The sequence below is a fragment of the Faecalibacterium sp. i25-0019-C1 genome, from assembly GCF_042854225.1.
Classification (GTDB): Bacteria; Bacillota; Clostridia; order Oscillospirales; family Ruminococcaceae; genus Faecalibacterium; species Faecalibacterium taiwanense.
In genome coordinates, this window is the sequence record NZ_AP031428.1 from 2546181 (window position 1) to 2558475 (window position 12295).

Consider the following 12295-nt stretch of genomic DNA (forward strand, 5'->3'; position numbering starts at 1 on the left):
GGGCCGCTGCCCTGCTTACCCCTTATGAAAAAGCACCCCTGCACTGCGCCGCAGGGCCCGCAGCGTAACAAAGGAAGGCACATTTTCCCTTGTGCAGCCGGTTCTTTCTTCCAGAAACGCTTCAAACGCCTCTGGACGTGCCGGCTGCAGTGAACTCTTGGGCACCATGTATGCGCTGCTGCTGTTCAAAAACAGATACCAGTACGCCGCATCCGAATAAAAGCCGTTAACTGCCGAAAGCTGAACCTCTGTCGTTTTGTCATATGCCGTCACATACAGCGTATCTGCGCAGAATTTGTAGACCGTATGCGGAAAATTCCCGTTTGCTGCACGCACAAGGCGTTCCGCTGTCCGCCTTGCCGGAAGCGCCGAGCAGCTGATGGTCCAACAGCCAAAAAACAGCAGCACAAGCCGGCCTGTGCTCTCCTGCAGCGCAAACAGTGCCGCTGCGATCAAGGCAAAGCCGCAAAAAATCACAAACACCTTTCCAAGGGCTCCATACAGCTGTGCCTGCACCCGTGCCAGACGGTAGAAGGTCTCCTCACTGTGCTGGAGTTCGGCTGTAAAAAGAACGGACTGCTGTTTTTCATGTTTCATAAAGCGGCCATGCCTTTCTGATCAAACATGTTGTTTTTATTGTAGCATAAGAAAAATAAGAAATCAAACCGGAGTGGTCTTTCGGCATCTTTTTCGGATTTTCGAAAAAAGAAAATTTGATATTTGATCAAATCCAATTGTATTTTACCATTCTTTTTGCTAAAATGGAAGTACCTGAATAAAATATCGAAAAAGGAGTGGATCATAATGCCGGAATGCCTGACCCTTGGCGAAACCATGGCCGCTTTTGCACCGGACCGCACGGGCCCGCTGCGCTATGTGCCAAACTACAGTCTCCGCATTGCAGGGGCTGAGAGCAACACTGCCATCGGTGCTGCAAAACTTGGCGTGTCTGCCGCCTGGATCAGCCGCCTGGGGGCGGATGAATTTGGGCAGTACATCCGCAATCAGATCCGGGCCGAAGGCGTGGACTGCAGCGGTGTGCACTTTGACCCCGCCCACCGCACCGGTGTGATGTTCAAGCAGACCGGCTCTGGCGAGAGCAGCGTGTTTTACTACCGCGAAAACAGCGCTGCCAGCCACATGACCCCGCAGGATCTGGACGAAGCATTGTTCCGCGGCTGCCGCATCCTGCACCTGAGCGGCATTACACCGGTGCTGAGCGAAAGCTGTGCCGAGACGGTGCAGGCCGCCATCCGTCTGGCGCAAAAATATGGTGCCAGGGTGAGCTTTGACCCCAACATCCGCCAAAAGCTGTGGAACGGCCGGGATTACACGCCCCTGCTCCGGCAGCTGACGACCCGTGCCGAGATCGTATTGATGGGGCTGGACGAGGCGGAAGTGCTATTCGGCACCCGGAACGTGGAGCAGCTTTGCGCAGGGTTGTTTGCCGTAGGCCATACCGAAGTGGCAGCGTTCAAGGACGGCAGCCGCGGTGCATGGATCGCCGACCGGAACCAGTGCATCCGGCTGGAACCCTATCCCTGCCGCTGCATCGACCCCATCGGTGCAGGCGACGGCTTCAACGCCGGTGTGCTGGCAGGCCTTTTGCAGGGACGCACGCTGGAACAGGCAGGCCGCATGGGCGCGGTGTGCGGGGCCCTTGCCACCGAAGTGCCCGGCGATGTGGAGGGTTGCCCGGATGCTGCTCGGATGGATGCCATTCTGAACGGAAGCAGCACCATTTACCGCTAGAAAGGAGAACCGTCTTATGGATATGTACGAAGTGTTTGCCCAGAACCCGCTGCTTGCCATCCTGCGCAATGTACCCAAAGAGATCACGCTGAACTATGCGGGAGCCATCCTCAGGGGCGGCGTAAAGGTGTTTGAAGTGGCCCTGAACAGCCCGGACGCATTGGAGCAGATCACCCTGCTGCACAAAACCTACGGCAGCAAATGTCTGGTCGGTGCGGGTACCGCCATCTCCGTCGAGTGTGCACAGACCGCACTGGACGCCGGTGCACAGTTCCTGCTGACACCGGGCACCCCGCCGGATGTGCTAGCCTTCTGCCGTGACCGGGACGTGATGCTGCTGCCCGGCGTGCTGACCCCTACCGATGTGGCGGTGAGCCTGCAGTACGGCTTTCAAACGATGAAGTTGTTCCCGGCTGGTGACATGCCCCGCAGCTATGTCAAAGACCTGAAGGGCCCGTATAACGACACACACTACATTGCCATCGGCGGTGTAACACCGGATAATATTCAGGAGTTCCGCCGGGCGGGCTGCCTTGGCGTGGGCCTTGCCAGCAGCCTGATGCCGAAGGACAAGGTTGCCGCCCGCGACTGGGACGCCTGTGCGGCGTATGTGCACGCCCTTGCCGCCAAAGCAAAGGGCTGACCCGGAAATCATTGCATGTATATTTTGTCGCTTGCGCGTTCGGAACATCAAAGCTCAATTCAAAACCACCGGCTAAGCCGGTGGTTTTGAATTGAGCAAGCTAACCAACAAAAAAATGCCCCGGCTTCCTGTTACAAAGAAAACGGAGAATCTGCCTTAAAAGATCACCGTGGACGGCACAAGAAAGATTACATTCCACGGACAGAAGAGGAACGACTCAAATTAGAAGTTGCCACATTGAAACGACAGCTCTATTTAGCGCAAATGGAGAATGACGTATTAAAAAAATTGCAAGAGTTGGAGAGGGGGAATCTCTGAGCCTGACGAGACTTCTGTTCCGGTACCAGACAGTGAAAATCCTGCATGAAGAAAAAGGATATTCGATTCAGGATTTGTGTCCGCTCGCACATATTGCACGTTCATTCTATTACAAATGGCTAAACCATCCCAAAAGTCAGCATGAGCTTGAAAACGAGAAGATTTCAGCAGCGATCCAGCAGATTTACACAGAACACTCGGATAAGGGCCACCGCCGGATTCGGGATGATCTGGAAAAGGATTATGGCATTCTGACCAGCAACAAGCTGGTCTTTGACACTTTTGACAAGGCAGTTCAGGAAAATCCAAATGCACATCCTATGCTCCACAGTGACCGCGGGTACCAGTACACCAGCCGAATCTTCCACAAGAAACTGCTGGACGCTGGTCTGACGCCAAGTATGTCTCGCGTGGGACGCTGCATTGACAATGGCCCGATGGAAGGCTTCTGGGGTATCCTCAAACGAGAATGTTACTATGGACATACATTTAGCCGGGAAAGTCTCTTTTCAACGATTGAGAACTACATTGACTATTACAACAATCGCCGCTACCAGCACCGCCTGTTCATCCAAACACCAATGCAGGCTCATGTCAGTGCCATGAACCGGGGGGCCTGATAACGATTTGCACACAAAATCGCCGTTTCCTTATGAAAACGGCGAAAAAAATCTTGTATTATTTTTTCTATCTACTTGACGGAGTGCACCTCATTCCATTACAGAAACCAAGGGGCTTGATTCGCTTTTAGGCTATCTTATACCACAGGGGAAATCTTATTTCCTCGGATTTTTGATGGCAGCCTGAGCAGGTGCCAAAATTACAGAGCGTTCCTCGCTTCATTTGTTCTATGCGATTACCCTCAATCTCATAGCCTTTTTTCAAATCCGCCATGGACCAGAGGACCTACAAAGAATGTGACGAAGGCACTGGGATCTTGCTCGTGAATAATTTCCTGCAGCTCCCCGATTTCATACTTGTTCACGGCACAGAAAAGGATCTTCTTAGGGTGGTTGGTGTACGCACCGTATCCGTTCCAGAAGGTGACGCCGCGTCCCATCTTCTGCAGGATTTCAGTCTGCACAGTGGAAACATCCGTAAATATCAGGGCCGCCACATTGATGTTCTGATCGTGAAACCTATCTGCCACCGTATACAGAATTGCCACAAAGATGATGGAGTACATCGTAGTTTCCAAATCAAAAAGGAATAGGCAGACCGAAAAGAGAACCGCATTGACATAAATAGAAAGCCGTCCGCTTTTAAAATCCGGGTATTTCTTTACCAGACACATGCATGCAATGTCCATGCCGCCACAGCACCCACTGCCCCGCAGCGCATAGCCGACACCTACACCACAGAGAATAGCGCCGAAGATACAGTTTAGCAGCACATCCTCCACAAGGGGTGCTTTGAGCGGCGGAAGTACTGAGAGAAGCAACGTCTGCACTGCTACCGAGAGCATGGTTTTAATGCAGAACCTGCGGCTCATGACCCGGTATCCTATCAGGAACAGCGGTACATTGATGAGTAAATTGATCATGCCAACAAGGTTTGCATCACTGCGGATTGCAATGAACCTACGCAGAAAAAACTCTATAATCTGAGCCAGGCCAATCACACCGCCAAAGTTGATACCATTGGGGGTGACAAACAGGTAGATACCCAGAGTCAGTAGTGTAGAGCCAAATATCAGATCAAAATACTGCTTATACGCTTTATTCATAGCACTCTTCCCGAATCTTCTGTGCATACCAACCAAAAGAATCTTTTTTGTAGCGGGCGAGGTCTCCGGTGCCGTCGTTATGTTTATTTACATAGACCAGTCCGTACCGCTTATCCATTTCACCGCCGCCCGCGCTGACCAGATCGATGATGCCCCAGACCAGATATCCCATGCAGGGAATGCCGTCCTCCAGAACGGCTTTTTTCATCTGGGTGATATGAGCATCGAGATACTCCACCCGGTAGGGGTCATGGACGGAACCGTCCACTTCCAGAGTATCCTCCACGCCCAAACCGTTTTCCACAATGAACAACGGCTTGTGATAGCGATCATACAGATCATTCATGGTCACGCGCAGGCCGACCGGGTCGATCTGACGTCCCCATTTCGTGATCTGCAGATACGGGTTGCGCAGGGTAGTAATGGCGTTGCCATCCGCCACATTTTTCAGATGCTCCGGATCCGTGGAGATCAGCCTGGAGGAATAGTAACTGAATCCCAGAAAATCGCAGGTGTTCTGAGCCAGAAGTTCGTCATCACCCGGCTGTTCGTCCAGCGTGATGCCCAATTTTGCAAAGTAATTCCGGGCGAATCCGGAGTAACAGCCGTTCAATTGGACATCCGGAAAAATGTAATTTTTGTTGTTACTGATACGTGCTTCCATCACATCATTGGGGTTACAGGAATAGGGATAAAAGCTTCCGGCCGCCATCATGCATCCAATTTGGAAATTCGGATTGATTTTTTTACCGATCCGCACCGCGCAGGCACTTGCCACCAGCTGGTTATGCGCGGCATTGTACACGATCTGGTTGAACTCCGGGTCGTCCTTGTCCACCAGCAGGCCACCGCCCAGATAAGGGATGTGGGTGATCATGTTGATCTCATTGAAGGTCATCCAGTATTTTACCAGATTCCGGTAGCGGTCAAACACGGTGGCAGCATATTTTTCATACAGTGCAATCAGCCTGCGGTCTGCCCAGGCACCATATTTCCGGATCAGGGCTTCCGGCACATCAAAGTGGCACAGGGTGACCACCGGCTCTATCCCGTACCTACAACACTCCGTAAACAGTTCCTCGTAAAAACGCAGGCCATCTTCGTTCGGGGCGTTCTCTTCCCCGGTCGGATAGATCCGCGTCCATGAAATGGACAAACGCAGCGCCTTGATCCCGCTCTCTGCAAGAAGGCGGATATCCTCTTTGTATCGATGATAAAAATCAATTGCTTCCCGACTAGGATAATAATCGTACCGCGTTTCCAGAATGTTTCCCGGATGCAGCATGGCATTCCATCTGCCGTGGGCTGCATCCGGCAGAAAGTCAGCAGACGCAGGCAGCCTGCCGTCTTCCTGCCAGGCACCCTCGCACTGGTTAGCCGCAAGTGCTCCACCCCACAAAAAATTGGACTTAAGTTTCATAATACCTCCAACGCCCCGGGACGCATGCGCTCCCCGGGGCGAACAAAATTTTGAGATCAGTGTTTCTTCAAGATTTCCTCGTCAAAGCCAAAGAGAATCGTAAGTACACAGGATGCTACGATCGTCACGATGATTGCAATAACCATAGCCACGATGGTATCCTCAAAGATCGGCAGGGCAAACAGGGAAGAAGAACCATACTCGTAGTTATGGGCACCCAGCAGAGCGGCCACGACACCACCGATGGCGCCGCCGAGGGAAACAGCCCACATAGGTTTCTTCAGCGGCAGGTTAAAACCGTAAATGGCCGGCTCGGTCACACTAGCAAAGATGCAGCCCACTGCAACGGACAGTGCTTCGGATTTGATTGCCTTGTCCTTTGCCTTGATAGCGATACCCAGAGAAGCGCCGCCTTCTGCCATGTTGGACAGCAGCATACCGGGGCGGAACAGGGGATCAAAACCAGTTTCCGACAGCAGCTGGATCATGGGAGCTCCCAAGGTCATGTGCATACCGGTCATGACCATATAGGGGAACAGAGCCGTAAACAGAGCAACCGTGATGGGGCCTGCAATGTTATACAACCACAGGATCGCGGCGGTGACATAGGTACCTGCCAGCTGACCCAGAGGCGCCAGTGCAAGGATCGAGACGGCATAGGTGGCGGCCATTGTCAACGTACCGACAAAGATAGGCTTGAACACGCCGGGGATCACTTTGTTCAGGAATTTTTCCACATAATACGCAACGATTGCCAGCAGCAGCGCAGGAAGCAGAGAACTGCCGTATCCTTTCAGGGCAACATTGATACCAAACATGGTGACTGGATTGCCAGCACTTACAATAGCCGTCCATTCAGGAGCGACCAGTGCACCGGCCACGACCATGGAATACGTGGGGGTCGCACCCAGTTTCTTGGCCGCTCCATAAGCGACCAAAATGGGCATGAAATAAAATACCGCATTGCCCACGATGCTCAGCAGCGTATAAGTAGAACTGTCCGCAAAGGGAGCATAAACCTTGGAGATCAGCAGCAGGAACACCTTGATCATACCGCCGCCGATCAGTGCCGGAACCATAGGCTGTACGGCAGCGGAAATGTAACCAATCACTGCCTGCCCAACCGAAATCTTTTCGCCTTTCAGGTCACCGTCCAGTTTTTCGTCCACAGCGCCGCCATCGCTGTAGCCCAGCTTCAGCACCTCTTCATAAACCTTCAGCAGATCCTTGCCGATGATGACCTGCAGCTGACCGCCCTGATAGGTGACGCCCAACACACCGTCCAGATCATTGATAGCTTTCTGGTCTACCTTCTTGACGTCCTTGACCGTCATGCGCAGACGGGTCATGCAGTGAAATACGGAAGTAACATTTTCCTTTGCTCCAGCCAACGTCATGATATTCTGCGCCAGCTGTTTGAAATCTTTTGCCATTGTAACATCCTCCAAAAAATCTTCCTGGATGGTAACGGACAGAATGTTCCGGTTCAGTTCCGTACCGAAAACCCCATCCAAACGGTTCAGTTCTTCTAGATCTGCCATACCGCTGTCTTTCACAGTGACATACAGGTGCTCTCCGTCAAAACGTTTTCGTGCAACATTGCCTTCACCACCGATGTGATGTATGATAGTTTGAAAGAATGCATCCTGTTTCATGGCTAATCCTCCTGATTTTTTATCTGAAAAACGATGCGGGCCCTGCACCGCTATTCATTCAATATGTAATAAAAGATCCGGGCACAAAGCGCCTTCAAACTACCTGAAAACGCAAGCGTTTTCAGGTCGGATGCGCTCTGTTCCCGGATCACGTCCCGCAAATGGCGAGTGCCGCTCCAAGCAACGGAAGCTGTTTATATATTTTTCTGGCAGACGCGGTTGATATGCAACATCAAATAGAGAAGCTCCTCATCATTACAGCACCAATTCTCCTGCTTTTGCAAGAAAGCCGCAATCTTTTTAGCACAGATATATGTTTTAGGGTAATCATTGGCCAGCATCTTTACCATGCTGCCACTCCCCGTTTCGCTCTGAGTACCGCTCATCAGCCGTTGGATGAGATAGCGGATATGCATCGTGAACCGATAGTAACTGTAGCTGTCCTTATCCAGTTTCAGGTTCATTTCCCGCTCCACAATGGACTCCACGCCTTCCTGAATCTCCAACGCCTTTACGAGGGAATGGATCTCGCTGTTTTCGATTTCAGCATTGATCAAATGCATTGCAATGCTGACCGCTTCGGAATCCGGAAGTGAGACCCCCGTGTATTCCTTCAGGATATCCAATGCTTTTACGCCCAGATCAAACTCATTGGGGTACAGATGACGGATATCATAGGCAATGGGGATCGTCAGGTTCAACCCGCTGCGAAAGCGCTCCACCGCAAAGTTCAGGTGGTCGGCCAGTGTCAGCGGCAGGTTAGAGTTAAGGGTCGTATTCAGTACGACCTGCGCATCTTCTGTAATGTCGGCACTCGCCAGAAGAATCTCCTGCGGAAGAGTACTGATCATCTCAAAATAACGCGGGTCGATATCGTAAAACGTGCGGTCTATCCGCGACATATCCGTCAGTTCGTATGGAACCGCCGGAAACCCGATGCCCTTACCAATCACGATCAGTTCCTTCCCGCGGGAGTCCTGAGCAACAGCGGCACTGTTATTGATTTTCCGAACAATTCGCATAGCACCCACCCTCTCCGTTTCGGATAAAGAAAAAGCCTCGGACTGCAGTCATAATTATACCTGCAGGTATAGACACTCTACCGAGCACTATCCTTTGTTCACAAGTACAACTGACGCTTCCGAGGAATCACGTGTTGTAATAAGATGTTAACATAAAATTCATAGAGATTCCATTCGCCTTTTTTACAATTTTATCGATCATTTTTTGTGCATAAATACTTCTTCTTTTAACTTTAAACCATTCATAAATCCACCACCTTATTCGACCGATGTACGCTTTCTTTTCTATTATTGGAACCTCTTTCCGCTTACAAAACAAGATGCAAAAAAGCTCTTGGCCTCCATTACAGAAGCCAAGAGCTTTTTTCTTCTTTGTCCTATCAGATTTTATTTCCGGGGAGACTTAATCGCAGCCTGGGCGGGTGCCAAAATTACAGAGCGTTCGGAATAACGACACATCGCGGTTTTCAATTTTCAGTTGATTCCAAGCTCTTTCATCAACTCCGCACGGCTCTTTTCATCTTCGGAAGCCCTCTTTACATCGTCAATGCGATTCTGGTCAAGAAGCTTCTTCACCAACAGAGCCATTTTGTTTTCACCACGGCTTTCGCCTTTCACGATGCCTTTTTCGATGCCTCTGTTTTCCACTTTATCAAGCACATCACACATATTGCGTGGGCCTCCTTTCCAGCGTCAAAGTCACTGCGTGTCCAAAAGATAAGGTCTCAACATCTCAACCAGTTCGTAAACTTTCGTTCCGGGTGCTGACTCAGAGGGCTTCCGTCCTTCATTTTGCTTGTCCAATCGCTTTGCATTGGCAATCGCAATGTCCATGTAAGGTCGCAGCACTTCATACATATCCGGGCGGTTCTTCTCGTAACTCCCTGCACCAATGTTTTTCAGCCAATCGCTCAGCTTCGGCCAGTAACGAGATCTGTCAATATCAGTATCCATATACATAAAATGCAGCAAATACCACAGTTCTACGCACTGGTTCGACCATACAGCATGGTAAATCGTCTCACTTTGTGCATTGTATTCTTCGCACAGCTGTGCTACCATGTCGATATTTTCTGCCGGAAAATCATCTGTGTCATAGACAATCCAGATGTGCTTAAACACAATGCCGTTATTCTGAACGTATTGACGAACTTTCATCAACAAATTCACCGTATTATCGCCAATGCCCTCTACCTTTAGCTGGATTCTATCACGGTACTTAGCATTGATGATTTTCTGAATTGCGCCAAAATACTGCGGCTCGGTTTCTGTACCTTCAGATGCAATCAAGTGGTATTCCGGCTGAATCATCCTCGCTTTATCACGGCGATTCTTCATCCAGCTTTTTCCAAGGTCACTCTTTTTCGGAGGTTTCAGACTCATGCCCAATCCCTCCCTGTCAGCATATTAGAAAGGTAGGGGTCTGCACCATATCGGCCTTCCAGATACTGCTTGTCAAAGGCCGCTGTGCTCTTGACGCGAGTATTGTCCTCCTGTCGGAATTCGTAAAGCGAATAAATCTCGCTCTCATGATTGTCATTCATTGCGGCAAACCAAATTTCATCACGACGGAAAACTGTATTCTTCATCGTAGTCAGGTCGTGAGAACTGAATAGCAGTTGTGCGCCCTTCTTGTTCAGTTCCGGGTTCTTGAACATCTGAATCACATACCGGAGCAGCTTCGGATGCAGCTTGGCATCCAATTCGTCCACAACCACTGTGCGGCCTTCCTGCAATGCTACCATCAGAACCGGCAAGGCTGCAATCATTTTCTTGGTTCCATCCGACTCCGCTTCAAAGGGAAGCTCGTAGACCTTGCCGTTGATTGTTCTCTGCGTAAACAGGTGCTTGCTATCCTCATCATAACGATAGCCAGACAAATCAATGCCTACATCATTCAGCGCATGAATCAGTCTTTCCTTGGTTGCTTCATTCTTGGACACCAGCACAATGTTTTCTGCTCTGGGGTTCGCGTAGCTCTGCGTAATACAGGATTCAAACCAATTCTGCACTTCTGCAATCACAGGAATATTATAATTGATTGCCAAAAAAGAAAGGTACGGCATCTTCGGATTGACATCCAGATTGATGCTCGCCTTACTGATGCTCGCGCCCAATTCAATCTTCTGACCGTCTCGCTCAAAAATCAGGCCCGTCTTCTTGCCACCAAGTGTGCGCCACAGCAGAGACTCAAAAACAATTTCTTCCTTGAGAGAAATATAATACTGGTACTCCTTCTCGCCTACACGGAAAAACACCTGAAAAATCGTAGGCTCATTTACAGAGTTTTCATCCAGCATAAAAGGAGCCACACTGCTGCCCTGCTGGAAGATCATAGGCTGTCGATTCTTCTCCAGCGCATGGATTGGCTTTACGACAAGGTTAATCAGGCAAAAGAATGCCTGAAGCAGATTTGTCTTACCGCCACCATTAGGGCCATAGACCGCGCTGACCGGAAGCAAATCTTCCGCTTTCTCCTGCCGAATCAAGGCATCCTGAAACTCCGGAATTGCCATTGCACGGAAATCAAATGTTGTTTCATCCTTATAAGACTTAAAATTCTGAAAAGAAAATTGGCAAAGCATTCTTTCAACTCCTTCCTGTTATTAGTATACCTCATTTTCAATTTTTATTCCAGCATTTTAGAAAATTTCGTTCTTATATAAGTTTTATAGAGCGAAACCGAAGAGTAAAAAGTTTTCATTTATACAAAAAACGGAGCTTCCCGCAGCATTTTATCTGCGCAAAAGCTCCGCCTTATGGTCGCTTATGATTATCTTTTAGTAGAACTGAATTTCGGCGCCGCTTTCCTCTGCAATCTGAATCACTTCATCCATGCATTGGCCCGCTTCTTCCTCTGTATCGGGGTCGTATGCATAAATATCATTCATCTGCGGGCCAAACGCCGCACCATCCGCAATTACCAGAACCTTCTCGGATTTCATTGGGAAGATTTTTTGTTTGATATTATCTTTGCCCGCCGCAGGGATACAGTCAATTCCGTATTTCTCGCCGACTTTTGTAAACAGCTGATACCCGGAATTTGCATCTTCTGTCAACAGCTTTTCGACACCTTCCAGCTGCACATTGCTGGCTGTCAGTGAGTCATAGACCGGGTATGCCTTGTTATAAGTCCGTTTGAAGCGGCTGGTGGTCTTTTTCAGTTCCAGAATGGCGTTTACGCTGTACGGCAGAGTGCTCAAATCTTCTCTTGTGACCAGCACATAGTAGTTGTCTGAATGCTGAATCGCACGGGCAAAGTCCAAACTCGAAACAAAGGTACTGCCTTCATCCACAAACACAATGCTGTCATGGGTCGCATTCAACTGCAACTCCCAGTTAACACCCGACAGCACCCGGCACGGTTTATCACAGCTCACTGTTACGCCGCTCTGTCTGCCATAGGTCTCGTATGCTTGCAGCATCTCCACCAGCGTTGTTTTTCCGGTGGCGCTGTCCCCTCGCAGAATCGTGATGTTCCGTTCCAGTTCGATTGTGAAAACGACCCGTCCGCTTCGGACTTCGATTCTGATCGGACGAAAACCATCCAAAATGTCGAAACTGGATTTATTGCAGCCTGTAATGATTTTTCCATTCGGCATAATGAATTTGAAGGGCAGAGATCGAAAATACGCTGCCTTTGATCAAATCGCCCTATAAGAAATCCCAAAAAGCAGTTTATTATCATCCTATTAGATATCGATCTATGGATAACAGTGTCATAAATCACCAGATAGAATGCTATGCGTTTTTATAGTA

At 49.7% G+C, this 12295-nt stretch carries 12 protein-coding genes; 3 read left to right on the forward strand and 9 right to left on the reverse strand.

Annotation, left to right across the window (positions count from 1 at the left end; translation table 11 throughout):
* Positions 1-15 precede the first annotated feature (15 nt).
* Positions 16-597 carry a YcxB family protein gene (locus tag ACGHUK_RS12525; RefSeq protein ID WP_097774433.1) on the reverse strand — a complete coding sequence of 194 codons (582 nt, stop codon included), beginning with the start codon at positions 595-597 and terminating at the stop codon, positions 16-18.
* A 207-nt stretch (positions 598-804) separates the two neighbouring features.
* Here ACGHUK_RS12525 and ACGHUK_RS12530 point away from each other — a divergent pair, with 207 nt between their 5' ends.
* The 3 genes from ACGHUK_RS12530 (at position 805) to ACGHUK_RS12540 (ending at position 3333) form a co-directional block, all read left to right on the forward strand.
* Complete coding sequence (locus tag ACGHUK_RS12530; RefSeq protein ID WP_097774431.1) at positions 805-1752, forward strand: sugar kinase; 948 nt, start codon at positions 805-807, stop codon at positions 1750-1752.
* Positions 1753-1768: 16 nt separating this feature from the next.
* The gene (locus ACGHUK_RS12535) at positions 1769-2395 is read left to right on the forward strand and encodes a bifunctional 4-hydroxy-2-oxoglutarate aldolase/2-dehydro-3-deoxy-phosphogluconate aldolase (protein WP_390574459.1); all 627 of its coding nucleotides are present in this window, start codon (positions 1769-1771) and stop codon (positions 2393-2395) included.
* 350 nt (positions 2396-2745) lie between these two features.
* Positions 2746-3333, forward strand: coding sequence for an IS3 family transposase (locus ACGHUK_RS12540; RefSeq protein ID WP_390574460.1), 588 nt, complete (start codon positions 2746-2748; stop codon positions 3331-3333).
* A 248-nt stretch (positions 3334-3581) separates the two neighbouring features.
* On the opposite strand, the gene ACGHUK_RS12545 is transcribed toward ACGHUK_RS12540, so the two are convergent.
* From ACGHUK_RS12545 to ACGHUK_RS12580, 8 genes are all read right to left on the reverse strand, one after another.
* On the reverse strand, positions 3582-4439 hold the full coding sequence (locus ACGHUK_RS12545) for a YitT family protein (protein ID WP_390574461.1): 858 nt from the start codon (positions 4437-4439) through the stop codon (positions 3582-3584).
* Positions 4432-5859 carry a glycoside hydrolase family 1 protein gene (locus ACGHUK_RS12550; RefSeq protein WP_390574462.1) on the reverse strand — a complete coding sequence of 476 codons (1428 nt, stop codon included), beginning with the start codon at positions 5857-5859 and terminating at the stop codon, positions 4432-4434. Before ACGHUK_RS12550 ends, ACGHUK_RS12545 begins: the two co-directional genes overlap by 8 nt.
* Positions 5860-5915: 56 nt before the next feature.
* Positions 5916-7514 carry a PTS transporter subunit EIIC gene (locus ACGHUK_RS12555; RefSeq protein ID WP_390574463.1) on the reverse strand — a complete coding sequence of 533 codons (1599 nt, stop codon included), beginning with the start codon at positions 7512-7514 and terminating at the stop codon, positions 5916-5918.
* Positions 7515-7708: 194 nt separating this feature from the next.
* A complete protein-coding gene (locus ACGHUK_RS12560) occupies positions 7709-8536 on the reverse strand; it encodes a PRD domain-containing protein (protein WP_390574464.1) in 828 nt (275 codons plus the stop codon).
* 474 nt (positions 8537-9010) lie between these two features.
* Positions 9011-9205 (reverse strand): hypothetical protein, encoded by a 195-nt coding sequence (locus ACGHUK_RS12565; RefSeq protein ID WP_015564347.1) that lies wholly within the window; start codon positions 9203-9205, stop codon positions 9011-9013.
* Between the two features lie 30 nt (positions 9206-9235).
* Positions 9236-9919 (reverse strand): RloB family protein, encoded by a 684-nt coding sequence (locus tag ACGHUK_RS12570; RefSeq protein WP_390574465.1) that lies wholly within the window; start codon positions 9917-9919, stop codon positions 9236-9238.
* Positions 9916-11121, reverse strand: a complete 1206-nt coding sequence (locus tag ACGHUK_RS12575) for an ATP/GTP-binding protein (protein ID WP_390574466.1) — start codon at positions 11119-11121, stop codon at positions 9916-9918. The genes ACGHUK_RS12570 and ACGHUK_RS12575 overlap by 4 nt, the downstream gene beginning before the upstream one ends.
* Before the next feature lie 195 nt (positions 11122-11316).
* A complete protein-coding gene (locus ACGHUK_RS12580; RefSeq protein ID WP_390574467.1) occupies positions 11317-12138 on the reverse strand; it encodes a hypothetical protein in 822 nt (273 codons plus the stop codon).
* Positions 12139-12295: the final 157 nt, after the last annotated feature.

Bases quoted from the DNA above. Each gene is read 5' to 3' on its own strand.
- ACGHUK_RS12525 (WP_097774433.1), bottom strand. From the start codon at position 597: ATGAAACATGAAAAACAGCAGTCCGTTCTTTTTACAGCCGAACTCCAG.
- ACGHUK_RS12530 (WP_097774431.1), top strand. From the start codon at position 805: ATGCCGGAATGCCTGACCCTTGGCGAAACCATGGCCGCTTTTGCACCG.
- ACGHUK_RS12535 (WP_390574459.1), top strand. From the start codon at position 1,769: ATGGATATGTACGAAGTGTTTGCCCAGAACCCGCTGCTTGCCATCCTG.
- ACGHUK_RS12545 (WP_390574461.1), bottom strand. From the start codon at position 4,439: ATGAATAAAGCGTATAAGCAGTATTTTGATCTGATATTTGGCTCTACA.
- ACGHUK_RS12550 (WP_390574462.1), bottom strand. From the start codon at position 5,859: ATGAAACTTAAGTCCAATTTTTTGTGGGGTGGAGCACTTGCGGCTAAC.
- ACGHUK_RS12555 (WP_390574463.1), bottom strand. From the start codon at position 7,514: ATGAAACAGGATGCATTCTTTCAAACTATCATACATCACATCGGTGGT.
- ACGHUK_RS12560 (WP_390574464.1), bottom strand. From the start codon at position 8,536: ATGCGAATTGTTCGGAAAATCAATAACAGTGCCGCTGTTGCTCAGGAC.
- ACGHUK_RS12565 (WP_015564347.1), bottom strand. From the start codon at position 9,205: ATGTGTGATGTGCTTGATAAAGTGGAAAACAGAGGCATCGAAAAAGGC.
- ACGHUK_RS12570 (WP_390574465.1), bottom strand. From the start codon at position 9,919: ATGAGTCTGAAACCTCCGAAAAAGAGTGACCTTGGAAAAAGCTGGATG.
- ACGHUK_RS12575 (WP_390574466.1), bottom strand. From the start codon at position 11,121: ATGCTTTGCCAATTTTCTTTTCAGAATTTTAAGTCTTATAAGGATGAA.
- ACGHUK_RS12580 (WP_390574467.1), bottom strand. From the start codon at position 12,138: ATGCCGAATGGAAAAATCATTACAGGCTGCAATAAATCCAGTTTCGAC.